General features: G+C 47.5%; 20 protein-coding genes. 4 read left to right on the top strand and 16 right to left on the bottom strand.

Going from position 1 to position 25372, the window contains the following annotated elements; translation table 11 throughout:
- Positions 1-12: 12 nt before the first annotated feature.
- Both KFE26_RS05395 and KFE26_RS05390 read right to left on the bottom strand, forming a co-directional pair.
- The gene (locus KFE26_RS05395; protein ID WP_113939551.1) at positions 13-2064 is read right to left on the bottom strand and encodes a S9 family peptidase; all 2052 of its coding nucleotides are present in this window, start codon (positions 2062-2064) and stop codon (positions 13-15) included.
- 317 nt (positions 2065-2381) lie between these two features.
- On the bottom strand, positions 2382-3926 hold the full coding sequence (locus tag KFE26_RS05390; RefSeq protein WP_028760137.1) for a fumarate hydratase: 1545 nt from the start codon (positions 3924-3926) through the stop codon (positions 2382-2384).
- Between the two features lie 119 nt (positions 3927-4045).
- Between KFE26_RS05390 and pabB the strand changes: the two genes are divergently transcribed.
- Positions 4046-5458, top strand: coding sequence for an aminodeoxychorismate synthase component I (gene pabB / locus KFE26_RS05385; protein ID WP_212599850.1), 1413 nt, complete (start codon positions 4046-4048; stop codon positions 5456-5458).
- A gap of 31 nt (positions 5459-5489) precedes the next feature.
- Positions 5490-6077 (top strand): CoA pyrophosphatase, encoded by a 588-nt coding sequence (locus KFE26_RS05380; protein WP_113939549.1) that lies wholly within the window; start codon positions 5490-5492, stop codon positions 6075-6077.
- A gap of 67 nt (positions 6078-6144) precedes the next feature.
- Here the strand turns inward: KFE26_RS05380 and KFE26_RS05375 are convergent, their stop codons facing one another.
- Positions 6145-6480, bottom strand: coding sequence for a hypothetical protein (locus tag KFE26_RS05375; protein ID WP_113939548.1), 336 nt, complete (start codon positions 6478-6480; stop codon positions 6145-6147).
- Between the two features lie 150 nt (positions 6481-6630).
- Here KFE26_RS05375 and asnS point away from each other — a divergent pair, with 150 nt between their 5' ends.
- Positions 6631-8031, top strand: a complete 1401-nt coding sequence (asnS, locus tag KFE26_RS05370) for an asparagine--tRNA ligase (protein ID WP_105252305.1) — start codon at positions 6631-6633, stop codon at positions 8029-8031.
- Between the two features lie 124 nt (positions 8032-8155).
- On the opposite strand, the gene KFE26_RS05365 is transcribed toward asnS, so the two are convergent.
- The 8 genes from KFE26_RS05365 to KFE26_RS05330 all read right to left on the bottom strand — a co-directional run bounded on the left by KFE26_RS05365 (position 8156) and on the right by KFE26_RS05330 (position 17993).
- The gene (locus KFE26_RS05365; RefSeq protein WP_212599849.1) at positions 8156-8542 is read right to left on the bottom strand and encodes a DUF1801 domain-containing protein; all 387 of its coding nucleotides are present in this window, start codon (positions 8540-8542) and stop codon (positions 8156-8158) included.
- 183 nt (positions 8543-8725) lie between these two features.
- The gene (locus KFE26_RS05360) at positions 8726-9313 is read right to left on the bottom strand and encodes a cytochrome c3 family protein (protein WP_028760143.1); all 588 of its coding nucleotides are present in this window, start codon (positions 9311-9313) and stop codon (positions 8726-8728) included.
- Between the two features lie 8 nt (positions 9314-9321).
- Positions 9322-9807, bottom strand: coding sequence for a nitrate reductase cytochrome c-type subunit (locus KFE26_RS05355; RefSeq protein WP_028760144.1), 486 nt, complete (start codon positions 9805-9807; stop codon positions 9322-9324).
- A gap of 10 nt (positions 9808-9817) precedes the next feature.
- Positions 9818-12307: a nitrate reductase catalytic subunit NapA gene (gene napA / locus KFE26_RS05350; protein ID WP_028760145.1), complete on the bottom strand. Its 2490-nt coding sequence runs from the start codon at positions 12305-12307 to the stop codon at positions 9818-9820.
- 2 nt (positions 12308-12309) lie between these two features.
- Positions 12310-12567, bottom strand: a complete 258-nt coding sequence (locus KFE26_RS05345) for a chaperone NapD (RefSeq protein WP_028760146.1) — start codon at positions 12565-12567, stop codon at positions 12310-12312.
- 43 nt (positions 12568-12610) lie between these two features.
- A complete protein-coding gene (locus KFE26_RS05340) occupies positions 12611-12769 on the bottom strand; it encodes a nitrate reductase (RefSeq protein ID WP_028760147.1) in 159 nt (52 codons plus the stop codon).
- 809 nt (positions 12770-13578) lie between these two features.
- Positions 13579-17454 (bottom strand): ATP-dependent RNA helicase HrpA, encoded by a 3876-nt coding sequence (gene hrpA, locus KFE26_RS05335; protein WP_409437977.1) that lies wholly within the window; start codon positions 17452-17454, stop codon positions 13579-13581.
- 122 nt (positions 17455-17576) lie between these two features.
- Positions 17577-17993: a CBS domain-containing protein gene (locus KFE26_RS05330; RefSeq protein ID WP_028760149.1), complete on the bottom strand. Its 417-nt coding sequence runs from the start codon at positions 17991-17993 to the stop codon at positions 17577-17579.
- Positions 17994-18208: 215 nt separating this feature from the next.
- Here KFE26_RS05330 and KFE26_RS24305 point away from each other — a divergent pair, with 215 nt between their 5' ends.
- The gene (locus KFE26_RS24305; protein ID WP_287480947.1) at positions 18209-18388 is read left to right on the top strand and encodes a hypothetical protein; all 180 of its coding nucleotides are present in this window, start codon (positions 18209-18211) and stop codon (positions 18386-18388) included.
- Positions 18389-18559: 171 nt separating this feature from the next.
- Here KFE26_RS24305 and KFE26_RS24300 read toward each other — a convergent pair whose 3' ends face one another.
- The 5 genes from KFE26_RS24300 to kdpB are packed head-to-tail and all read right to left on the bottom strand — an operon-like array spanning position 18560 to position 25370.
- The gene (locus tag KFE26_RS24300; protein ID WP_028760150.1) at positions 18560-19243 is read right to left on the bottom strand and encodes a response regulator; all 684 of its coding nucleotides are present in this window, start codon (positions 19241-19243) and stop codon (positions 18560-18562) included.
- 49 nt (positions 19244-19292) lie between these two features.
- Entirely contained in the window at positions 19293-21953 is a 2661-nt protein-coding gene (locus tag KFE26_RS05320) for a sensor histidine kinase KdpD (RefSeq protein WP_113939544.1), read from the bottom strand.
- 2 nt (positions 21954-21955) lie between these two features.
- Positions 21956-22708: a TorF family putative porin gene (locus KFE26_RS05315; RefSeq protein ID WP_113939543.1), complete on the bottom strand. Its 753-nt coding sequence runs from the start codon at positions 22706-22708 to the stop codon at positions 21956-21958.
- 34 nt (positions 22709-22742) lie between these two features.
- Positions 22743-23342, bottom strand: coding sequence for a potassium-transporting ATPase subunit KdpC (gene kdpC, locus KFE26_RS05310; RefSeq protein WP_168824074.1), 600 nt, complete (start codon positions 23340-23342; stop codon positions 22743-22745).
- A gap of 9 nt (positions 23343-23351) precedes the next feature.
- Positions 23352-25370, bottom strand: a complete 2019-nt coding sequence (gene kdpB, locus KFE26_RS05305) for a potassium-transporting ATPase subunit KdpB (protein WP_212599847.1) — start codon at positions 25368-25370, stop codon at positions 23352-23354.
- Positions 25371-25372: the final 2 nt, after the last annotated feature.

The raw sequence follows: 25372 nt of genomic DNA, 5'->3' as shown, positions 1-25372 counted from the left end.
ACGCACGGGTCGTTATTGCTTAGTCCAGCGGTCCATCCAACCGAAGACATTAGCATACCATTGCTCTAAGTTTTCAGGTTTTAAGATCCAATGGTTTTCATCAGGGAAAATCAATAACTCTGATGGGATCCCTTTGCGCTGCATAAAACTGAATGCCGCTAAACCTTGACCATAAGGGACGCGGAAGTCCTTCTCACCGTGGATAACCAGCATGGGTGTTTTCCAGTTTTCAACATAATTCACTGGGTTAAACTTCTCATATAACGCTTTGTTATCTGAATAAGTGCCGCCAAACTCATGCTCTGCGAACCACACTTCTTCGGTCACGTAATACATAGAACGCATATCGAACAGACCCGCGTGGTTAACTAAGCACTTGAAACCGTCGTTCCAGTTACCTTGGATCCAGTTCATCATGTAGCCGCCGTAAGAACCTCCGAGCGCACAGGTGTTTTGCGGATCGAGCCATTTTTGTTGCTGGCTCACCGCTGCTAGGCCTTTTTGCAGATCTTCTAATGGCTTACCACCCCAATCTTGGCTGATTGAATCAGTAAAGGCTTGGCCGTAACCAGTAGAGCCGTGGAAATCCACCATAACGACGCCATAACCCGCACCCGCCCATAATTGGGCATTCCAACGACCACTGAAGGCATTACCAAATGAACCTTGCGGCCCACCGTGAACGAGATAGGCAATTGGGTATTTTTTCCCTTCTTGGAAGTTCGCCGGTTTGATCCAGTAACCGTAAACGTCTTCGTTATTCCAACCTTTAAAGCTGAACTGTTCAAACTTACCAAACTTGATCTCGGCCAATTTGTCTTTATTCACTTCGGTCAGACGTTTAAGCCCTTCACCTTCAGTCGTAATGCTATAGAGATCGCCCGGTTCAACTAAGGTTTTGCTATCGAAAATCAGTTGTTCGTTAGTGACCGCAATTAAACTGTTCGTGCCATCACTGTAGACAGAACGCACATCGCCAAATTGGGTATTCACTTGGAAAATAGAGACTTGACCTAGGTCTTGTGCCGTCACATACAAGGTACGATTGTCAGGAGCAAACATCAGTGAGCTTGGGCTGCGATCCCATAATGGCGCAACTTCTTTGGTTTGGCCTGTGCTAGTATCGCGCAGCATAATGCCGTAACGATCTGCTTCAAAACCCGGTTTTTTCATTGCTAAATAGGCCATGTAACGACCATCGCTCGAAAATGTTGGCTGCGCATCCCATGCAAGATTGTCTTTGGTTAAGTTGGTTGCGGTGCCGCCTGTCACTGGCACTTGCCACAAATCATAGTTAGTGGTCCAAGCTTGATCTTTGCTAGGGGCTTTCGCGCTATAAACCACAAACTTACCGTCTGGGGTGAAAGTTACTTCTTCCATACCCGAGAAAGGTTTTGGCGGCGTTTCAGTATCTAAACCTTGAGTCACATCCACTACTTTAGTCAGTTTTTCACCGTTTACAGCGCCAACAAATAAGTGGTTACGGGCGTGGTCTTCCCACGTATCCCAATGGCGAACCATTAACTGCTTGTATTCACGGCCAGTCGATTTACGCTCAGCTTCGGCGGTAAATTTATCCTTTGAGCAGGCTAAGTCCTTACACTCGGGGAATACACGCATGCTGAGTACAACTTGTTTACCGTCGTTTGATAATTTGTAGCCATCAATATCCAAAGGTAAATCAGAAACTTGTACCGCTTCACCGCCCGTTAATGGCAGTTGAAATAACTGGCTTGAACCACTGCGACTGGCAAGGAAATAAATCGACTTGTCGTCATTGGCGAAGCTCACATCGTGCTCAGTGCCCGTGGCAGAGGTCAATTGCAGTGGTTTCGCCTTCGTGTCTATCAAATCTAATAGATACAGATCCGAGCTGGCCTCTCCCTTATCGTTTACCGTTTTAAGACCATAAACTAATTTAGTGCCATCATGGGACACAGTCGCAGAGTGCATCTTATTGAGTTTAATGAGTTGTTGCACAGTAAAAGGCGTTGGATCGGCCGCTTGGGCTGATAACGCCAGTCCCGCAGCGCCGAGCGCCAATAGGAGAGGAGCTATTTTCATTGTTATGTCCGTCTTTGGTTAAACTGGTTCGATAGTTGCGCCAATCATTGCAAGGGTTCTATTGAAATTGCAATAGTTCTACTGAGTTGCAACCGCACGAATGTTAAAAAACGATCTGAGATCGTATCTTTCGAAGATAAGCTTGCCACACTATCGAAACAAAAACGCTCAGGCAAGCCAAATGGCGAACCTGAGCGTATTTTTTTGTGACAAAATGTCAGTGGCGCAGCGTTTTACCTCAAGAACAGATATCAGAACTCAAACTTAAGCTATTTTGCTTAAAAAGCCATCAAGTTCAATCCGCTGCATCCTCACCTTTACGCTTTCGCGTTGGCAATATTCACTTTCCAAATTGCAGGGCCAGTTTCATGGGCGTTCACGCCATGTGAATCCACAGCCACAGTCACTGGCATATCTTGCACATCAAACTCGTAAATCGCTTCCATGCCCAAATCAGCAAAGGCCACGACGCGAGAATGTTTAATCGCTTTAGACACTAAATACGCAGCGCCGCCAACGGCCATTAGATATACCGCTTTGTGTTTTTTGATCGATTCAACTGTCGCAGGGCCGCGCTCAGCTTTACCTATCATGCCCATCAAGCCAGTTTTCTCTAACATTAGGTCCGTGAATTTATCCATACGAGTTGCTGTGGTTGGGCCCGCAGGACCGACAACTTCAGTACCCACTGGATCAACTGGGCCAACGTAGTAAATAAACTTACCGGTAAAGTCCACGCCTTCTGGCAGACCTTCACCGCTTTCGATGAGGCTTTGAATGCGCTTATGGGCAGCATCACGACCTGTGAGCATTTTACCGCTCAGCAGAATGGTTTCACCGCTCTGCCACTGCTCGATATCCGCTTGAGTCACAGTATCTAAGTTAACGCGGCGCACATCATCACCCACTTCACGGGTAATTTCTGGCCAATCGGCCAATGATGGCGGCGTTAATTCCGCAGGACCTGAACCGTCTAAATGGAAATGCACGTGGCGAGTCGCCGCGCAGTTCGGGATCATCACCACTGGCTTTGACGCCGCGTGGGTAGGCGCCGATTTGATTTTAACGTCTAACACTGTGGTTAACCCGCCAAGACCTTGGGCACCTATGCCTAAGCTATTCGCGCGCTCAAAAATGTCTAACCGCAGCTTTTCTTCGGTCGTTTGCGCGCCACGGGCCATCAACTCATGGATATCCACGCTTTCCATCAGCGCTTCTTTGGCTAATACGGCCGCTTTTTCCGCCGTGCCGCCGATGCCTATACCCAGCATACCCGGTGGACACCAGCCCGCGCCCATGGTCGGTAGCGTTTTTTCTACCCATGCGGCGATATCGTCAGATGGATTTAACATCACCATCTTCGCTTTGTTTTCACTGCCGCCACCTTTGGCTGCAATCGCCACTTCGATATGGTTGCCTGGCACCATGTCGATATGCACCACAGATGGCGTGTTATCTTTGGTATTTTTACGACTGCCCGCAGGATCTGACACTATTGATGCGCGCAGTGGGTTATCAGGATTGGTATAGGCACGACGAACACCTTCGTCGACCATTTCCTGAATCGTCATATCGGTTTTGTCCCATTGGACACCCATACCCACTTTCACGAAAGTGGTCACAATCCCAGTGTCTTGACACAGAGGACGCTTACCTTCGGCCGACATACGCGAGTTAATTAAGATCTGGGCAATTGCATCCTTCGCCGCCGCACTTTGTTCACGCTCATAAGCTTGGCTCATGGCATCAACAAAATCCTTCGGGTGGTAATAAGAAATGTATTGCAAAGCATCCGCAACACTTTCAATAAAGTCGGCTTGTTTAATCACAGAAGTTTCAGACATTTTATGGTGAGATGACATAGTAGGAGCGCTCCAGCAGCCTTTGCGGCCTAACTTGTTTTTGTTTAATTCTTTCTGGGCCAATATGATACTCTTTCACATCTTTTTGGGCTACATCACATTTTGAATAGGGTTAATCGATGGCAATTAGGGCGTCAAAACAGCTTGCATCACGCCAACTTGACTGGACATTAAGTACCGCAGCACTTTTCGAACACTTTGCAAATGACACTTGGGCTATTCTGTTAGATTCGGCGAACGCGCCGCATCAAGACGCCAGATTCGACATCATTTGCGCCAATCCTATCGCAACGTTAGTGACTCAGGGCGAACGTAGCGATATAAAGCTCATCGATACGAGCTTGAGCTTACCCGAGGCAATAGACCCAAACCGTGATCCCTTCGAGTTACTCAACACTTTATTAACCCATTGGTATTCAAAATCTTTTGATTGTGATTTGCCCTTTAGTGGTGGCGCAATGGGCAGTTTTAGCTACGATTTAGGCCGCAGAATTGAATCCCTGCCGATAACGGCCAAGCAAGATATACAACTGCCAGAGATGAACATCGGTTTTTACGACTGGGCGTTAGTTTTTGATTACCAAGACCAATGTTGGCATTTGCTGCATTATTTAGGTGAAGTAGCACTCGATATTGAATTGAATAAAATTCAAGATAAAATCACCAAAAAGCCAAATTCTGCCACATTTGTGCTTACTAGCCCATGGACAGCACAGATAGACAAAGCCCAATACACGGCAAAATTTGCAGCAGTTCAAGCCTATTTACACAGCGGTGATTGCTATCAAATAAATTTAACCCAAAGATTCGAAGCCCATTATCAAGGCGATGAGTGGTCGGCCTATAGCCAACTGCGCAATGCCAATAAAGCACCCTTCTCGGCCTTTATGCGTCTGCCGCAAAACACGATTTTATCGATTTCACCCGAGCGCTTTATTCAGCTTCGCGGTGACGATATTCAAACCAAACCTATCAAAGGCACACTGCCGCGTCATACCGATCCCGCATTAGATGTGAAAGCCGCCAATACACTGGCAAACTCACCAAAGGATCGCGCCGAAAATGTCATGATTGTCGATTTACTGCGTAATGATATCGGCAAAGTGGCGGCAGCAGGCTCAGTACGTGTACCGCATCTCTTTGAGATTGAAAGTTTTCCTGCCGTGCATCACTTAGTCAGTACGGTGACTGCCAAGCTTAATAGCCGATTCACAGCGAGTGATTTACTGCGCGCGGCGTTTCCCGGCGGCTCAATTACCGGCGCACCTAAAATTCGTGCCATGGAAATTATCGAAGAGCTCGAACCTTCACGGCGCAGCCTTTATTGTGGATCTATGGGTTATATCAGCCAAGACGGTCAAATGGATACCAGCATCACCATTCGCACTATTGTGGCCGAACAGGGCAAACTCTATTGCTGGGCGGGCGGCGGCATAGTGGCGGATTCAGAAGTGGATGCCGAGTACCAAGAAACCTTTGATAAGATCAGCCGTATTTTACCTTTGCTTGGCGCTGCATCACAAAAGCCGTAAGCTTTAATACTAAACAGTCACGAGAACGTCGATGGATCAAGCGGAATTTAGACTCAGATTTAATCTGCACCCGTTAGCGCGGCAAGATCCGGCGGCATTCCCTCACCTTGGATTACGCAAAGCTGCGGTTTTGATCCCACTGCTGGAGATTAACGGTGAGCTGAATCTAATTTTGACCCAAAGACCTATGCATCTGCGCGCTCATCCGGGGCAGATCAGTTTCCCAGGCGGTAAAATTGAGCCCTATGATATTGATGCGATTGCGGCCGCGTTAAGGGAAGCAGAAGAGGAAATTGGACTCTCAAGGCATAACGTCGAGGTGGTGGGCACGTTTCCAGCCCATAATACCTTCACAGGGTTTGAAATCACTCCTGTGATAGGCATTATCAAGCAGGCATTTGATTTAAAACTCGATCCCGGTGAGGTAGCCGATTGCTTTACCGTGCCATTAAGCTTTTTTATTGAACCGAATAATCGCCACCAAAAACGCTTTTTACGCCAAGGGCGCTATTACAGCGTGCATTTTATTCCCTATCAACAACGGTTTATCTGGGGTGCGACTGCCGCGATTATCGACCATCTGTGCCGCCAATTAAGCATTCCTGCCGATATCCTCTGACTTCACTTGCCATTGCTAAACCGTTAAAAAGCCAAACTGTTAAATTAGCCAAACAATGATGACTAGCTTAAACCACCAAATGGATATACAAACCGGCGACAATAGAGGTTAACAGCAACATGGGAATATTAAACCAATAACCCATACGACTGTGGTGGGCGACATAATAGTTAAACGCTAAACTGACCAAACTAATACCGCCACAAACCCAAATCAAATACTGCAATAATTGGGTTTCATGTGGATCCCAATGGACTCTAAATGTCGCGCCACGAGTCAAATAGGCCCCAACTTCACGGTCTGGCCTTGCATCACTAAACACTAATAGCGCATAGACGGCTATTGCCCAGCCTAAAATGGATAAGGTCGCAAGGATAATTTGAAATATTCTAGTCTTGCTCATACCGCCTCCCGCCGTTTAACTCACTATATCGCTCAATATCGATATTATTAACCTCAGGATACCTTTTTCAGCTTGAGAAAAGCCACCAGCAAGGTAATATAAACCTCCAAAATTTTCATATAAAACGTTTCGTTGGAGAATTAAGCAACAATGAGCATTGCATCTGTCGCATCTGTATTTAAAGGTGAGCACGCCGTCGGTTCTAAAGTCACAGTGCGTGGCTGGGTCAGAACCCGTCGTGACTCTAAAGCCGGCATCTCTTTTTTAGCTGTTTACGACGGCTCTTGCTTTAATCCTATCCAAGGTGTCGTGCCCAATAGCTTAGATAATTACGACAACGAAGTGTTAAAGCTGACTGCGGGTTGTTCTGTTGTGATGACAGGCGACGTGGTGGAATCTCCTGGTGCAGGCCAAGCATTTGAGCTGCAAGTGACTGAACTTGAAGTCGCTGGCTGGGTTGATGATCCAGACACTTACCCAATGGCAGCTAAGCGTCACTCAATTGAACATTTACGCGAATTAGCGCACTTACGCCCACGTACTAACATTATTGGTGCCGTTGCTCGCGTACGTAACTGTTTATCCCAAGCGATTCACCGCTTCTACCACGAAGAAGGCTTTATTTGGGTATCGACCCCACTTATCACCGCATCAGATTGCGAAGGCGCCGGTGAGATGTTCCGCGTATCGACCTTAGATATGGAAAACCTGCCGCGTACTGAAGCGGGTAAAGTCGATTACGATAAAGATTTCTTCGGTAAAGAAGCTTTCCTGACCGTATCTGGCCAGTTGAACGCTGAAACCTACGCCTGTGCACTTTCAAAAGTGTATACCTTTGGCCCGACTTTCCGTGCTGAAAACTCAAACACTAGTCGCCACTTAGCGGAATTCTGGATGGTTGAGCCTGAAGTCGCCTTCGCCAACTTAAACGACATCGCAGGCCTTGCCGAAGCTATGTTGAAATACGCGTTCAATGCCGTATTGACTGAGCGTATGGACGATTTAACCTTCTTCGCCCAACACGTTGATAAGACTGTGATCGACCGTCTGCAATCTTTCGTTTCAAGCGATTTTGCTCAAGTGGATTACACGGATGCGGTTGAAATTCTGCAAAACTGTGGCAGAACCTTCGAGTTCCCTGTGTCTTGGGGTATCGATTTATCTTCTGAGCATGAGCGTTACTTAGCCGAAGAACACTTCAAAGCCCCTGTGGTAGTGAAGAACTATCCAAAAGATATCAAGGCCTTCTACATGCGCTTAAACGATGACGGTAAAACCGTTGCCGCGATGGACGTGTTAGCCCCAGGTATTGGTGAGATCATCGGTGGCTCTCAACGTGAAGAGCGTTTAGACGTGCTAGATATGCGTCTAGCCGAAATGGATCTGAACCAGGAAGATTACTGGTGGTACCGTGATATGCGCCGTTATGGCACAGTGCCACATGCAGGTTTTGGTCTAGGGTTTGAGCGTTTAGTGTCTTACGTGACGGGCGTGAACAACATTCGTGATGTTATCCCTTTCCCACGAGCACCGCGCACTGCGAACTTCTAATCTCCCTTAACTTGGGACTGCATAGCTAAGACATCTCTATTAAGCCTTAGCAAAACGAAAGGAGCTGAATATTCGGCTCCTTTTTTGTTCGTCCGTTTTAGTCACATCATGCGGCAAACAACCATTAATCCGCCAGACTCAACGCCTGCGCAATATATTCCGCGACTCGCTTGGCAGCAATATCATCGATTGACACCAACTTAATATGGCGACGAAACTTGCCACTGCCTTCAAGTACCTTATGTGGATCGCTAAGATTCACACCTAAGCTAAACTCCAATGAAACATGCTGTTTATAGGCAAACACACCACCAAAACTGGCTTTGGTGCTAAAGAGTATACCGCCGTACTTAACGGCTTCAGTAATGGCCCGCGACGATGTGGTGGCAGTTTTGACCTCCTGTCGCACCCCCTGCACTATTTCAAACAGACTCGGGCTGGTACATAAAATATCTTCTAACAGTTTTTCAAGTTGCGGCTGATCTTCCATCATGATCTCTTTACCTCTCATACAAGCAAGACTATCCCAGCCCGATTGTAGCGCGCTAATCGGACTGAATAACACCCTATTGAAGCATCCCTAAAAAATAGTGACGTGCCAATAAAAAGGCCAAGCGTGGAGTACGCTTGGCCTTTTGCTGGAGTTGTCCAACTTAGCAAGGCTAAGTCACACGGATAAAAACTGCGCCCTAGATTAAAACCCCTTCACACCGGCCATGTCAGGGAGATGATGAGCAATCCCCTTGTGGCAGTCGATACAGGTCTTTTCGCCGCTTGCCAGTGATGTTGAGTGCATCTGCGCCGCTCTGGGTGATTGGCGAGTAAAGTCCATGTAAGTGAAGTTATGGCAGTTACGACACTCAAGCGAATCATTGGCCTTTAACCTTGCCCACTCATGTTCTGCCAGTTCACGGCGCTTATCTTCAAACTTCTCACGGGTATTAATCGTCCCAAAAACCTTACCCCACACTTCCTTAGATGCCTGCATCTTACGGGCAATTTTATCGGTCCAGTTATGCGGTACGTGGCAATCAGGACACGTCGCCCGCACGCCACTGCGGTTAGTGAAATGAATCGTCGTCTGTAGCTCTTGATAGACGTTATTTTCCATCTCATGGCAACCAATACAGAAAGCTTCTTGGTTGGTCACTTCTAAGGCAGTGTTAAATCCGCCCCAGAAAATCACCCCAGCCACAAAACCACCTAAGGTCAAAAAACCTAAACTGTAATGCACACTCGGACGATTGAGTACCTGCCAGATTTTTTTCAGTTTATCTAACATGCTAACTCCTAGTGTTTTTTCTGCTCAGTGTTGGCTTTGATCAGATGTTCCATATCCACAAAGTCGTTTTCGACCAGTAACTTGGCATCTAACTGCGGCACATGACACTGAGTGCAGAAATAGCGGCGCGGCGATAACTCGGCTAAGAAGTTATTGTCCCTGTCCATAAAATGCGTGACGCTGACCATAGGCGCTTGCGAATCCCCAATGCGGCTACGAGCATGGCAAGCCATACACTTGTTCACTTTAAGATCAAGCTGATAGCCGTCGATCTTGTGTGGGATCACCGGTGGTTGCATGGGATAGCTGCGCACTTCCTTCACATCGGTATTACGCACACTTTGCATCGCAGGTGGCGTAGGCTCGACATTGATAGGCGCTTGGCGCAGGGTATCAATTTTATCTTCGGGAATACTGGCGGCAGACACACTTGTCATGATGAATGAGCCAAATACCAATAAACCGATCGCTGAGACTAATTTTAGGGTTTTCATCGTGTTCTCCTTAAACCTTGACGATCTTCACCGCACACTTTTTAAAGTCAGTTTGTTTTGACAAGGGATCTGTCGCATCTAAAGTGACTTTATTAATGAGCTGGCTAGCATCAAACCAAGGCACGAACACTAAACCCACGGGCGGTTTATTGCGGCCACGGGTTTCGACTCGGGTCTTAATTTCACCGCGACGGGACACAACGCGAATTTCATCGCCACGGCGCAAACCGCGTTTTTTCGCATCTTCAGGGTGCATAAAACATACGGCATCGGGGAAGGCACGATATAACTCAGGCACACGTTGGGTCATAGAACCCGAATGCCAGTGTTCCAGCACTCGCCCCGTCGACAACCAGATATCATATTCTTCATCGGGCGCTTCTGCGGCAGGTTCATAGGGCAAAGCGAAAATCACCGCTCGACCATCGGGATGACCGTAAAACTCAAAGCCCTTACCTGCTTTAACATAAGGATCTGTGCCTTCACGGAAGCGCCACTTGGTTTCTTTACCATCGACCACAGGCCAACGCAGACCATGAGCCTCATGGTAAACATCAAATGGGGCGAGATCGTGGCCATGGCCGCGGCCAAAGGTCGCATATTCCTCGAATAAGCCTTTTTGGACATAGAAGCCAAAGTGTTTAGCCTCATCGTTCAAATATTTAGGATCGGCATCCGCCAGCGGGAACTTATCAACATTACCGTTCTGATACAGGACTTCGAATAGTGTTTTCCCTTTGAACTCAGGGTTCGCCGCTAATACATCCTTAGGCCAGACTTCGTCTGTGGTGAAACGCTTCGCAAACTCCATCAATTGCCACAGATCCGAATGGGACTCACCCGGTGCCTGCACCATTTGATGCCAAAACTGAGTACGGCGCTCGGCGTTACCATAGGCGCCCTCTTTTTCCACCCACATAGCGGTGGGCAAAATCAAATCGGCAGCTTGAGTCGTAACCGTCGGATAGGCATCGGACACCACGATAAAGTTGGCAGGGTTACGGTAACCCGGTAAACCTTCTTCATTGATGTTTGGGCCCGCCTGCATATTGTTGTTCACTTGCACCCAGTAACAATTTAAGTCGCCATCTTTTAGACGACGGTTTTGCTCGACGGCGTGATAACCGGGTTTAGGTGGAATAATGCCGCTTGGGATCTTCCAAATGTCTTCGGCATGCTTTCTGTGTTCAGGATTGGTCACGACCATATCGGCGGGTAAGCGATGGGAAAACGTCCCCACTTCACGGGCCGTGCCACAGGCTGATGGTTGACCCGTCAAAGAGAATGGACTGTTACCTGGGGTTGAAATTTTACCCATCAAGAGATGAATGTTATAAATCAGGTTGTTACACCACACACCTCGGGTATGTTGGTTAAAACCCATGGTCCAAAATGAGGTCACTTTGATGTCGGGATCGGCATACAGCTTGGCCAGCGCAATCAGTTTATCCTCGGGTACGCCCGACAACTTACTGACTTTTTCGACGCTATAATCCGCCACGAAGGCTTTAAATGTCTCAAAATCAATTGGGGTTGAATCCCCCGCCGTTTTAACATTTTTCGCTTTTTTCTCAAGGGGATGTGTCGGACGTAAACCATAACCAATATCTGTTGTGCCCTGACGGAAGTTAACGTGTTTTTTCACGAAGTCCCAGTTCACTTTATCATTCTGAATGATGTAGTTAGCTATGTAGTTCAAAATGGCTAAATCGGTTTGCGGGGTGAACACGATCGGCAAGTCAGCCAAATCGAAGGATCTGTGTTCAAAAGTCGACAACACGGCCACTTTTACATGGCTGGCACTGAGACGTCTGTCTGTCACTCGACTCCAGAGGATCGGGTGCATCTCCGCCATATTCGAGCCCCAAAGGACAAAGGCATCGGCGGCTTCCATATCGTCATAGCAACCCATAGGTTCGTCGATACCGAAGGTGCGCATAAACCCGACCACAGCTGACGCCATACAGTGACGCGCATTCGGATCGATATTATTCGATCCAAAACCCGCTTTCATCAACTTAACGGCAGCATAACCTTCCCACACAGTCCATTGGCCCGAGCCAAACATGCCCACAGCAGTTGGCCCTTTGGCTTTAATGGTTTCTTTCCATTTTTGCGCCATGATGTCGAAGGCACTGTCCCAACTGATGGGCGAAAACTCACCGTGCTTGTCGTATTTGCCATCTGTCATCCGCAGCATAGGCGTGGTTAAGCGATCGCTGCCATACATGATTTTCGACAGAAAATAGCCCTTGATACAGTTGAGCCCACGGTTCACTTCACTGTTGGCATCGCCATGGGTCGCAACCACTTTACCGTCGCGAGTTGCGACAATCACGGAGCAACCCGTGCCGCAAAAACGGCAAGGGGCTTTATTCCACTCTAATTTGGTTTGTTCTGAGCTGGTAATTAAGTTGCTTGCGCCAGCGGGCAAGGCTAAACCAGCGGCGCCTGCAGCGGCAATCACCGCATTGGCCTTGATAAAGTCACGTCTGTTCATATTCATTCTTCACCCTCTTCGAGCACTTCACTCTGGTGGTAAACCATAGTGGCTGATAACACGCCCGGAATGGCATTGATCGCTTCGATACTGTCCATCAAGGCGCGTTGCGTCTCGCCTTCGATCACGACGACCAATTTCACTTCGTTGTTGACGGAAAGTTCGGCATTTTCAATGGTCATTATCTGTTGTCTAACATCTGCCATTTTCTGCGGTAAGACCTGCACCACTAAACTGGTGATATGGAGTTCTTTGCTCATCCGACATTCCACTCTTATTTTTAACTATTTGATGATGTTACGTTTAACCAGCGCCCGGTGGACCCGTCAAAATTTGGCTGAACCAAATAGCAAAGCCCAGACCACTGACCAGTAGTACGGACAATAACGGTGCGAGAAACACGGTTAAAAAGATAAAGATTTTCAGTTCTAAGGATTTTTCTTCTGCGGTGCTAGCACTCATGCATCCTCCAAGAGGTGTGTTCCTGCCACTTTAAATGCGCTGCAAAAAATCGCCAGCGGCAGGTTTTATGTATATCTATTGCATCTTTGGATCACGAAGCGATCATACCTTTTAGTTGTTAACAAAATGTATACCTCCAAATTGGTAAAGCGGATGATGCTTGATCCAGATCATCAATTTGATGTGAGTATTCGTCAGATCTCAGTTTTTAAATGCTTTTTTCAATTACAAGCCAGATAATTGAATTGATTTTATGATTAATAAACGACTGGAATAGATAAATCACTACGAGAAAACAACAGAAAACCCTCAAAAAAAACCTGAGTATTCATAAAGGAGTAGGCAGTAGAAAGGTGTAAAAACATGCGAGATAACGACTTGATCCCAAAAGAAAGATATTCGGCATAAAAGCACCGCTGCCATCCCAAAAAAGCGCTTATTTTATGTGCCGAGCAGTATCTCTCATAGTTGATCACTTGGTTTTTCTGAGGTGCTCACTTTCAGCCATTGAAGAATGATAACTCTAGAATAAGTAGATAATTTTGGTGTGAGTAAATAACTTTGGTGTGAGTAAATAACTTTGGTACTAGTAAATAACTAGGACATGAGTGGCATGAGTAGATATAACGTTAAAGCAGGCCCGTTTCATGGCGCGTCAGTGGGGGTATATCGCGTGAGAAGCGTAAGCATAGGGAAAATAAAAAACCGAGAAAATAGTTAGTTTTCTCGGTTTATTTAGTCATTTTTTGATCGCGTTATTGTTACATCAATCGGACAAAGACGCTCAGCTCGACCTTTAAATCAGTCTATTAAACCTGTTGAATATGATTCAAAATGCGCTTTTCAGATATCGGATATGCCGTGCCTAACACCTGTGCAAAACAAGAGACACGGTACTCTTCAATCATCCAGCGCGCCTCGATTAACGCAGGTGGTGTCGGCATAGCACGTGGCACTTTCGCCAGTTGTGCGTTCAATGCTTCCTGTACCTTGTTAATGCTCTGCATATGCAAACGGTCACGAGTCGGATCAACGGGCAACTTCTCGACACGGATTTCAATCGCTTTTAAGTAACGCGCCACATCGGCTAACCGATTCCAACCACAGGATTCGACAAACCCTTTAAACACTAATTTGTCTAATTGGCTTTGAATATCACTCATAGCAAAGGCAATATCTAAGCTAATTTTACCCTTAAGACGCTTTTTAATGCTCTGGTACAAGGTCAAAATCTGCTCAACCTTCAAGGCGATTTGCTCGGCGGTCGGGTTGAGTTCTTGGCGAACCCAATCCTTTGCCTGCTCAAATTGGGCTTGATTACGCACATCGAGGGCTTTTTCATCCAACAATTGCTGCACAGCGGCGGCAATAATGTCATCAATTAAGATTTGTACTTGACCGAAGGGATTGAAATACATCGCCAATTTTGCCTTATTCGGCAAAGCTTGCTGTAAGTGTTTCACCGGTGATGGAATGTTTAACAGCAATAACCGTCGCAAACCTTGGCGATGGGCATCTAAGGCCTCAAATTCATCATCAAATAATTTGATCGCAACACTGTCTTTTTTATCGATCAGCGCCGGAAACGCCCGCACTTGGTAATTGCCTTTTTGCTGCTGATACTGCTGCGGCAAATCGCCAAAGGACCACTCAGTTAACGCTTCTTGCTCTATACCTTTATCCGCCACCTGACGAATGGCCTTCGCCACCACGCCCTGCAACTCGGCTTTTAAGGTATCGAGCACCCGACCTTCGGCCACTAAGTTGTGTTTATCGTCTTCGATTTTAAAGTTCATCTGCAAATGCGCAGGCAGTTGCGTTAAATCAAAATCTTCCGGCGATATACGCGTGCCACTCATGCGCAATAATTGCTTGCACATGGCCTCAAGCAAACTGGCACTAAAAGGCACCATGGCCTGCACACAAGCGCGGGCATAGTCAGGCGCGGGCACAAAGTTACGTCGTAAACTCTTAGGCAGAGATTTGATCAGTGCGATGCACTTTTCTTCCCTTAGCCCTGCCACTAGCCAATCAAAATCGCTATCGTCGATTTGATTAAGTAGCGCCACCGGAATGTGCACCGACACACCATCATCCGCCGCCGCAGGTTCAAAGTGATAACTCAGCTGCAGGCGCAAATTGCCCTTGTGCCACGTATCGGGGAAATCCAAGGTCGAAATATGGTCGGCATTGCGCTGCATTAACAGTGCTTTGCTGAAATCGAGTAAATCCGGTTGCTCGCGCTTTGCCTTCTTCCACCAGCCAAAAAACAGCTGGGCGTTGTAAATCCCTTCCGGGATCCGCGGCTCGTAAAAGTCCACCAACACTTGCTCGTCCACCAAAATATCGCGGCGACGGGATTTATGCTCAAGAGATTCAATGTCTTCGAGCAGCTTTTGGTTAGCGACAAAAAATGCTTCTTGGGTCTGTAACTGCCCTTCTGCCAAAGCGCTGCGGATAAAAATCTCACGCGCTTCAACGGGATCGATGGGGCCGTATTGCACTTTACGACGGTGCACAACCGTCAAACCGTAGAGCACTTGATTCTCAAGGGCGATAACGCTGCCAGGTTTTGCCTCAAAATGTGGCTCCACATAGCTTTTCTTGATCAAATGCGCCGCTAAGGGCTCTAGCCATTCGGGTTCGATTTTGGCGCAGCAGCGAGCGAATAGGCGCGATGTTTCGGTAAGCTCAGCCGCCATGATCCACTTAGGGCCTTTTTTGGCCAGTGGCGAACCGGGAAACACAAAGAATTTACGATTACGGGCACCTAAGTACTCGTTATTGTTATCTTTAAAACCCACATGGCTCAATAAGCCCGATAAGAGCGCGCGGTGCAAGCTGTCGTAATTGGCTGGCGTATCGTTTAAGCGCCACTTTAAATCGTGCACGGCTTGTTTAAGCTGGGCGTATAAATCCTGCCACTCGCGAACGCGTAAATAGGCTAAATATTCATCGCGGCACTTTTTACGAAACTGACTAGCAGATAACTCTTTTTGTTGATCTTTTAAGTGCTGCCACAGGTTTATCCAGCTAACGAAATCGGAACTGGGATCGGCAAAACGGCGATGGGCTTCATCACTGGCTTGCTTCTTCTCCATCGGACGTTCGCGGGGATCTTGAATTGATAAGCCAGCGGCAATCACCAGCACTTCGTTCAAACAACCTAACTGCTGACTCTCGACCACCATACGGGCCAAACGCGGATCCACAGGAACTTGCGCCAAGTTGCGCCCAAGTGGCGTCAATACTAGCTTGCCGTGTTTGCTCTCAACCGCTTGTAATTCTTCGAGCAGCAAGAAACCATCGCGGATATGGCGTGGATCGGGTGGCTCGATAAACGGGAAGCCAGCAATATCACCCAAACCGATGGCCAGCATCTGTAAAATGACCGAGGCCAAGTTAGTGCGCAGAATTTCAGGATCGGTAAACGCCGGACGATTATTAAAATCCGCCTCATCGTACAAACGAATACAAATACCCGGCCCCACACGACCACAACGGCCTTGGCGCTGATTGGCGCTCGCCTGCGAGATAGGTTCAATCGGTAAACGTTGCACCTTAGTGCGATAGCTATAACGGCTGATACGCGCCGTACCAGGGTCGATAACGTAGCGAATGCCCGGCACAGTCAACGAAGTTTCCGCCACGTTCGTCGCTAATACAATCCGCCGACCTCTGTGACTACTGAAGACTTTAGACTGCTCACCGTAGGATAAACGCGCATACAACGGCAAAATTTCGGTATCGCGGTAATTACGCCGACTTAATTGTTCGGCCGTATCGCGAATTTCCCGCTCGCCGTTCATAAAGATCAGAATGTCACCCAGCCCTTCGGCCACCAGTTCATCGACGGCGGCAAAAATGCCTTCGATTTGATCTAAATCGGCATCGCTATCTTGCACTAAAGGTCGGTAACGGGTTTCGACCGGAAAGGTACGGCCCGACACTTCGATAATAGGTGCATTGTTGAAATGCTTAGAAAAACGCTCAACATCTATGGTCGCCGAAGTGATAATAACTTTGAGATCGGGGCGTCTTTTGAGAATTTGTTTGAGGTAGCCCAGAATAAAATCGATGTTGAGGCTGCGCTCGTGGGCCTCATCTATGATGATGGTATCGTATTGATCGAGATTGCGGTCGGACGTCAATTCCGCCAGTAAAATACCGTCGGTCATCAACTTGATATAAGAGTCACTCTTAAGCGCATCGGCAAAACGCACTTTAAAGCCAACCACTTCACCGAGCGGACTTTGTAATTCTTCGGCGACTCGGCTCGCCACACTGCGGGCTGCTAAACGTCGTGGCTGGGTGTGGCCTATCATGCCACGGCAACCTAGGCCTAATTCCAAACAGATTTTAGGTAACTGGGTCGTTTTACCCGAGCCCGTTTCACCGGCGATGATCACCACTTGATTGCCCGCAATCGCGCGTGCAATATCATCGCGCATCAAGGAAACAGGCAGGTTTTCAGGATAGTGGATTTTAGGCCGAGCGTTACGACGCTGCTCAACCTTCTCAAACGCCGCCTGCGCTTGCTCGCTCAGCTGAGCTAAGACTTGGGTCTTTTTATCTGAGTCGGCTTCTTTATTGAGCTTAAATAAACGACGACGGATCCGCGACGCGTCGCTCTGATAACAAAGATTAAGAAAGGCGTTCGATAGCGGATGTTTGTCTGAGTTCAAATCCAAATTCCATTGCTAGCATCAAAAACGGCGATCCTAGCAAGGAAAGTGGCGTAATGGTATTGCTAATTTACTCTGCACTCAGTATATGGCGTGTCAGTTTCGCACTGGCTCGACTTAGATTAAACCGGTGACAGATAACATTGTTGCATATAGATATTCATGGCTTTGAGCACATTGGTGCGATTAATCGTGCCAATTACTTTGCCATGTTCAACCACTGGATACACTTTAGGTTTAGGCCCTAGCATTTGTTCGGCGAGCTGCAAAATACTGTCATCTGGCCCAACGAACAGCACTTCAGTGCGCATGCAATCCTTCACCACTGAGGTCATATCACAGTGATAGCTACTTTTAATCATCACAGCCAAACAATCCTGCTGGGATAAAAAGCCCACCAAATCGCCCGTATCATCAACCACTGCTGCGCCCATTTTATTATTATCTAACAACTTTTCGACCGCAGTCGCGAGCGACATATTAGCGCGTAGCAACACGGGCTGACGATCCATATGGTCGCGGATTTTAATTAAGTCCATAGTCTTTCCCTCGAATTAACCCTACGTTTGTAGTCTAGTCAAAATATCGGCAAGAATGTGCGATTTATATCGATTGGGCTTATCTAGTGCATAATACCAATCACATTAAATATCTAATCAGTTCAGAGCCTCACAGGCATCTCAATCCAAGGCGCATTGACGCAGAAATGGTTATTCCCTTTTAAGTCTATGCAACACGGGAGTGGGATGCCTGTGTGGCTCCCGAAGGGCGGGTTTCAACGCGCTTTACACTACGTTTAAGGCTTTCGACAGAGCACCACTATGCCTTCAAGCCTTCGCCTTGTCTAAAGCGCGTTGAACTCCCGCTGAATGAACAGATATTTAATACGATTGGTATAATCCTATGTCAACAAGAGCTAACAGGACAAAAATAGCGTCAACAAAGGCAGCCAGAAATAGCGACTTAGAGTTAACTGAAGCGAACGCTAGAAACTGAAATCAGGCAAGTATCCGATTGAGCTTCAATGATGGCAGGTAATGCCATCCGTCTTCGGTGATCATTTTACTTGTCATTCCAACGCGTTTTAATTCGCTATTGATACAAGCTATAAGTCGATATAAAAGCGATAGCCTACACCGGGCTCAGTCCGCACATACTGAGGTTCACTCGGGGAATCACCTAATTTTTGCCTTAAGTGACTGACCACAATTCGTAGATAATGTGTGTCTTCTGTATGAGCGGGCCCCCAAATTTCTTTGAGCAACTGAGTCTGAGTGACAACGCAGTTAGGTGACGACGCCAATTTAGACAATACTGCGTATTCTTTGGGTGTGAGTTCAACAATTTGATGATCAACTTTAACCAGCCTGCGACTTAAATCAATCTGCAACTTGCCGTCATCTAATATGGGTAATTTTTCAGGTTTGATATGGTCCCTTAAAATCGCTCGCACCCTTGCCAGTAACTCTTCCACACTAAAGGGTTTGGTCACATAATCCTGCGCGCCTGCATCTAATGCTGCGACTTTTTCTTTATCTTGATTGCGAACCGACAATACAATCACAGCAACATCGGACCATCCCCGTAACTCCTGTAGCACTTGATGGCCTTCCATATCCGGCAAGCCTAAATCCAAAATAACTAATTCAGGTTGCTGTCGAGCGACAGCGGCGAGCCCTTGCTGACCATTTTCAGCTTCGGTAACGTCATAGCCCTCACTGGTGAGTGCAATCCGCAGCATGCGGCGTATTTGGGTCTCATCATCGATAACCACGATTTTTATTGCCACGTCTCTAGTCCATTCTGTGGTTTATTAAGGATATTTTGGCTGAAAATGATTAGCCAGGAACGGGATAGTCTAACGGCAATTCAACTTCAAAACGAGTGCCTTGCCCCTGTAGGCAATCGGTAACGCGAACACTACCGCCGTGTGCAGCTATCATGCCTTTACAAATAGCCAGCCCCATACCTGTATTCTGTTTTTTCTGATCGCCATCGGCAACCACATAAAACATATCGAAAATTTGATCCCTATGACTGGCGGGAATCCCCGGCCCTCTGTCTTCAATGGCAATACAGCAACGGTGATTAGAAATGGTTAATTCAATACAAATAGGCTCTTCTGGTGGTGAAAATCGAACAGCATTCTCTAGAATGTTAAATAATCCTTGTTCAATCAGCGCCGCATGCACAAAGAGGAGTGGGGGTTCTTTTTCTCTGTGATATTCAACGATTGCATTAGGGAAATAGCGTTTAAGCCTGCCAAGTACGCTGCCAATAATGTCATCTGCCGAAACCCAATCACGCTCTATGCTCAAAGTGCCATGACCAAGGCGTGTCATATCGAGTAGATTTTGGATATAGCTGTCCAAACGACGGCTTTCTTGCAAAATAGTATCGAGTAGCTCGTTACGGTCGGCCTCTAGCAATTGTTTATTCAATAGTTTTAAGCTCTCCGCCGCCCCCATCATGGCTGAGAGTGGTGATTTTAGATCGTGAGACACTGACGATAATAATGCGGAACGTAACTGCTCAATTTCTGTTTTCACCCGTGCTGATTCAAGATCTGACACTAACTGAATACGCCGCCATGTATTAGCGCCTTGCTGTAACATGGCCAGAATAAGCTCTCTATCAAACGGACTGAGTTCGTTGACCGTAGGTTGCCAATCTAAAATCGCCGCGCCAATCGTCGTACCTTCTAGTTCAATGGGGAACACACTCACACCCGATGCGCTCAAGGTATCGCTCAAACGCCCCGCCGCTTGCCCATGGCGCAAGGTCCAATCGATTGCGGCTAAATCAAGGTCGTTAAATGGCGTATTCAGCAGCGGTAAATAGGATCGCTGACCGTCTTTACGCTGCAAAACAATATAACAATCGGCATTCACTGAACCAGCAATCTTGCGACCTATCGTTTGCCAAAGGGCTTTTTCATCATCGGCGACCGATAATTCTTGGGCAACATCTTTTAAGGTTTCAGCATAACGATTTGACTCGCGCAGTAAAATAAACTGATTTCTGATCCGAGATGCCGCAGGGCCACTGATAAGCCCTATACACATCAAAAAGATTAAAGTGGCAATATCATCCTGACTATTTACATTCATAGTAAATTTGGGATCAGTAAGAAAAAAATTAAAGCTGAAAAAAGACCACACTGCGGTTGCCATGGCAGGCCTAGCGCCATAGGTTAAGCCAATGCTGACAATCAAGAAAACATATAACAACACCAGATTGCCATTACTAAGCCAAGTATCTAAAAATGCCACCAGCGGAAAAATAACCACCACGCCAATCAGCCCAAGAATATGGCCTCGAAGATCACCAAAACTGGCTTTAGGCGTAATAGGATCTCGTACTTGCATTTGGTTTTCGGGTGCGTGATAGACACTCACCTCAACAGGTAAACCAGACTCAATCAAGCGTTGATACAGCCTTTTACGCCACCAAGGATAGGTGCGTTTCACACCCGCGCCGACTAATACTGTGTTAATTCGATGCAGGGCTATGTAAGGTAAAATGGCCTGATAACTGCTCGTGTCGCGTAATACTTCGGTCTGCGCGCCAAGTTCCTTCGCTAAGGCAAAGGCCTCATTTAGCCTTTTCCGCTGATAAAGGCCCAGCGCTTTGCCGGTATCGACCCAAAGCACTAACCAAGGAATTTGCCGCCGCTCGGCAATCTGCCGACCTATACGGATCAAATACTGATGATCACTGCTGTTACTCACTAAAACCAACAATCTGTCTTTGAGAACAAAATCTGTTCCCTGTGCTTTGGCATCGAGTTCACAAATCAGTTTTGCATCGACTCGCTCTATGACTTTTTTCATTGCCAATTCGCGCAGTGCAGTCAAATTCGAGACCGAAAAAAAAGCATCTAAAGCCGAGCGAGCATACTCTGGCAGATAAACTTTGCCTTGCTGTAAGCGTTCGATGAGTGTTGATGGCGGTAAATCAACAAATATAATTTCATGGGCTTCATCAAGGAAGCGATCGGGGACGGTTTCCCGTACCCGCACTTGAGTAATTTGCAAAACCAGATCATTCAAACTGACCAAATGTTGGATATTGACTGTGGTATAGACATCAATGCCCGCAGCTAATAATTCTGCGACGTCTTGATAGCGCCGTTTATGGCGACTACCGGGGACATTCGTGTGGGCCAACTCATCGACTAAGATAAGCTTAGGCCGACGAAGCAGCGCCGCATCCAGATCGAATTCCGTTAAACGATTATGATGATAATCAATGGGTTTACGTGCCAATACCTCAAAACCCGCTACCATGGCCTCGGTATCGGCACGCCCATGGGTTTCCACCAGTCCAACCAGCAAATCGACACCTTGCTGGGCCATTTCCCTTGCCGCACTGAGCATTGCATAGGTCTTGCCCACGCCTGGTGCCGCCCCAAGAAAAACCGTCAGTTTACCTTTATCATTTTGCTGTATCTGACTTAAGAGCGCATTGGCTTGCTGTGTTTGACTGATTGGTACCACGATTAGAAACTCCTTGAAAGACTCACTATCCAGCGCGCATCACACAGGGACTGGCACTGACTCTGCGATAAATCCGTATCGACATAACCGACACTCAACACATCCTGCTCAGTCATATTGAGGTTCAGCCCAACCCGCCAATCCAAATAGTGGCTATTGCTTACGGCCATAGAACCTAAAAACAGTGCCATATCTTGCTGAGAAGCAAAAAAATTGCTCCCAAGATGCAGTACTAGGCTTACATTAGAGAACAGCTGCGGCTCATAACTGGCGTAGACATACTGAAAATCGTCCACATTCTCGCCAAAATAATCAGGAGAATAAACCAGCCCTAACTTAGCATCGGCGTAGCTTACCACAGCATAAATTTCGTTATAACTCAGGTCGGTATCGTCCTGCGAGTATTGGTAACGTATCACGCCTAGGTCCGTTGTTAAGCCATTATCCCAATCCTTGGCCCAGCCAGCGGACAAGTCGAGTTCTAAACTTCCATCCCCAAATTCGATGTTACTGCCCCAAAGCGAGCCATACCAGCCAGAATCATGGCTTAAGGTATACCCTGCTTGAACTGCAGGTCCTTCATCAGTTTGAGAAATACCGCGAAACGCATAATCACTGATGAGCATCACACTCCCTTGACTCTGCCAAGAGGCATAGCTCCCATGAGTCTCAGTGCTGGCAAGCGCGCCCATAGAGAGTGAAGATAATGCCATCATCACACCCGCACAGAGGCGCGAACAATTAATAGGTAACATAAAAATTTATCCTTAAATTCAGTAGAATATTGCTTCATTGAGCGTGTTTAGCAATCTGGTCGAGAGCGAGGTTGAGCTTGAGCACATTGACGCGCGCTTGCCCGAAAATGCCCCACTGCGGTGGTTCGATAAATTGCGCCACTAAGGTCAACACTTGTGGTTCGGCTAACTGTCGAGCCTGAGCCACGCGCGCGACTTGCAGTTTGGCCGCTGCGGGTGAAATATGAGGATCCAGTCCCGCCCCCGATGTGGCGAGTAAATCCACTGGAATATCAGCGGCCTGAACAGATTCTCTGGCTTGGATTTCTTGGCTTGTTGCCATCACACGTTCACGTAACGCCGGGTTACTAGGCGCAAGATTACTACCACCTGTCGCCATAGGATCGTAACCGACAGCGCTCGGCCGACTAAAAAAATAGGCCGGATTAACAAAGGGCTGAGCGATGAACTCAGACCCCATAGCGACATTATCCCTGTGGATCACACTGCCCTTAGCTTGTACGGGAAATAAAGCGCCACCGAGCTGAGTCACAGTGCCGGTATAGACAACGCCACACACAAATAACAGGGCGAGACTGGCTCTCAATCCCATAACGGCATGCTGGGTTTTAGTGGTATATACGATTGAATTCATTACTGTCTCCTAGAGCATAAGTGCAATGATTGAGTCGAGCGCTTTAATGCCGACAAAGGGTAAAATCACCCCACCTAAGCCATAAATCAGCATGTTATTTCGCAGTAATTTTTCGGCACTTATGGGTCTGAGTTTGATGCCTTTTAATGCCAATGGAATTAAGGCGGGAATGATAAGAGCGTTAAATACGAGCGCTGCGAGTACGGCTGAGGTTGGGCTGTAAAGCTGCATCAGATCCAGTGCACCAATCGCAGGCAAAGCCCCCGCAAATACCGCAGGAATAATGGCAAAATATTTAGCCACATCATTAGAGAGGGAAAAGGTAGTCAAGGCGCCACGGGTGATCAGCAATTGTTTTCCGACTTCAACGATAGCCAGTAATTTAGTGGGATCTGAATCCAAATCCACCATATTGCCAGCTTCTTTAGCGGCTTGGGTACCTGAGTTCATCGCAAGACCTACATCGGCCTGCGCTAATGCCGGCGCATCGTTAGTACCATCCCCCACCATAGCCACTAATCGACCTTTGGCCTGCTCTGCGCGAATAAGGGCAAGTTTATCCTCAGGTTTAGCTTCAGCTACAAAATCATCGACCCCAGCTTCGGCGGCAATCACGCCAGCCGTTAGCGGATTATCCCCAGTCACCATGATGGTCCGCACACCGAGCGCTCTTAAACGGGCAAACCGCTCCGCAACGCCTGGCTTAATCACGTCACTTAAGGCTATAACCCCTAAAATGTGCGTGCCACTGGCGACGACTAAGGGAGTGCCCCCTTGCAAAGCCACTTTACGGATAAGCGCGTTAACAGATTCAGGCCAGTGAATTTGATGCTGCTGCGCCCAAAACTGCATCGCATCACCAGCACCTTTAATGCCTTGAATACCATCGGTTAAAATGACCCCAGAAACCCGAGTCTCCGGTGTAAATGGGATAAAAGTCGCATCCGTAGGTTTGACGGGCAACACCGCGCCCAAATCTATGGCCAATTTGAGTACAGATTTCCCTTCTGGGGTGGGGTCATCAAGGGAAGACAGCACCGCCGCATCACGCAACATCTCAGCAGCAATACCTTTCACGGGTAAAAATGCGGTCGCTTGACGATCACCGAAAGTGATAGTGCCAGTTTTATCTAGCAGTAACGTATCGATATCCCCCGCAACTTCCACGGCTTTACCCGATTTAGCGACCACATTGGCGGCTAAGGCGCGGTTCATGCCTGCAATACCAATGGCAGGTAACAAGCCACCAATCGTCGTTGGGATCAAACACACTAACAGCGCAATTAACATAGTGTAATCAAGACTTGCACCGACGAAACCCGCCATGGCTGGCAAAGTCACCACCACGATGAGGAAAACCGCAGTCAATGATGCAAGTAGCACAGTCAACGCCGTTTCGTTCGGTGTTTTCTGACGCTTTGCCCCTTCGACCAGCCCTATCATACGATCTAAAAAGCTATTCCCAGGATCGTTGGCAACCAGCACGGTAATTTCACCCGTAAGTACCTTAGTGCCGCCAATCACACCGGAATGATCTGTACCCGCTTCACGCAGTACTGCCGCAGATTCACCGGTAATCGCCGATTCATTGATAGTGGCTATCCCTTCGATGATTTCACCATCGGCAGGAATATAATCACCCTGTAAAACCTTCACCTTATCGCCTTTGACAAGCAAAGTTGCGGATACGGATTCCAACTCACCGTGGCGTATGCGCCGAGCCTGCAGTGCCTCTTTCGCTGACTTTAAGCTAGCCGCTTGTCCGCGCCCCCTTGCCTCTGCCACGGATTCCGCAAAGTTAGAAAACCACACGGTAAGCAAAAGAATAAGGGTCGTGGCTAGCTCAAAACCAACAGTCTCGCCATTGAAGAACTTTTGTCCTGTGATCAAAGCGGCGAGTAAAGCGCCCACCATCACCACGAACATCACAGGGTTGCCAGCCATACTCACTAAGGACATTTTCTTTACAGCACCGAAGGCAGCTTGCTTCACGCCGGCGCTATCTAATATTTGAGCAGGTTTATGCATGA

It is taken from the genome of Shewanella sp. M16 (assembly GCF_018224605.1).
In the GTDB taxonomy this organism is placed as follows: domain Bacteria; phylum Pseudomonadota; class Gammaproteobacteria; order Enterobacterales; family Shewanellaceae; genus Shewanella; species Shewanella oncorhynchi.
Note: the sequence above shows the minus strand (reverse complement) of the source record. Positions and strands in the feature narration are given on the sequence as shown.

What these genes read in the sequence shown, in the direction of transcription:
- KFE26_RS05395 (WP_113939551.1), bottom strand. Translation starts at nt 2,064, where the DNA reads ATGAAAATAGCTCCTCTCCTATTGGCGCTCGGCGCTGCGGGACTGGCG.
- KFE26_RS05390 (WP_028760137.1), bottom strand. Translation starts at nt 3,926, where the DNA reads ATGTCATCTCACCATAAAATGTCTGAAACTTCTGTGATTAAACAAGCC.
- pabB (WP_212599850.1), top strand. Translation starts at nt 4,046, where the DNA reads ATGGCAATTAGGGCGTCAAAACAGCTTGCATCACGCCAACTTGACTGG.
- KFE26_RS05380 (WP_113939549.1), top strand. Translation starts at nt 5,490, where the DNA reads ATGGATCAAGCGGAATTTAGACTCAGATTTAATCTGCACCCGTTAGCG.
- KFE26_RS05375 (WP_113939548.1), bottom strand. Translation starts at nt 6,480, where the DNA reads ATGAGCAAGACTAGAATATTTCAAATTATCCTTGCGACCTTATCCATT.
- asnS (WP_105252305.1), top strand. Translation starts at nt 6,631, where the DNA reads ATGAGCATTGCATCTGTCGCATCTGTATTTAAAGGTGAGCACGCCGTC.
- KFE26_RS05365 (WP_212599849.1), bottom strand. Translation starts at nt 8,542, where the DNA reads ATGAGAGGTAAAGAGATCATGATGGAAGATCAGCCGCAACTTGAAAAA.
- KFE26_RS05360 (WP_028760143.1), bottom strand. Translation starts at nt 9,313, where the DNA reads ATGTTAGATAAACTGAAAAAAATCTGGCAGGTACTCAATCGTCCGAGT.
- KFE26_RS05355 (WP_028760144.1), bottom strand. Translation starts at nt 9,807, where the DNA reads ATGAAAACCCTAAAATTAGTCTCAGCGATCGGTTTATTGGTATTTGGC.
- napA (WP_028760145.1), bottom strand. Translation starts at nt 12,307, where the DNA reads ATGAACAGACGTGACTTTATCAAGGCCAATGCGGTGATTGCCGCTGCA.
- KFE26_RS05345 (WP_028760146.1), bottom strand. Translation starts at nt 12,567, where the DNA reads ATGAGCAAAGAACTCCATATCACCAGTTTAGTGGTGCAGGTCTTACCG.
- KFE26_RS05340 (WP_028760147.1), bottom strand. Translation starts at nt 12,769, where the DNA reads ATGAGTGCTAGCACCGCAGAAGAAAAATCCTTAGAACTGAAAATCTTT.
- KFE26_RS05330 (WP_028760149.1), bottom strand. Translation starts at nt 17,993, where the DNA reads ATGGACTTAATTAAAATCCGCGACCATATGGATCGTCAGCCCGTGTTG.
- KFE26_RS05315 (WP_113939543.1), bottom strand. Translation starts at nt 22,708, where the DNA reads ATGTTACCTATTAATTGTTCGCGCCTCTGTGCGGGTGTGATGATGGCA.
- kdpC (WP_168824074.1), bottom strand. Translation starts at nt 23,342, where the DNA reads ATGAATTCAATCGTATATACCACTAAAACCCAGCATGCCGTTATGGGA.
- kdpB (WP_212599847.1), bottom strand. Translation starts at nt 25,370, where the DNA reads ATGCATAAACCTGCTCAAATATTAGATAGCGCCGGCGTGAAGCAAGCT.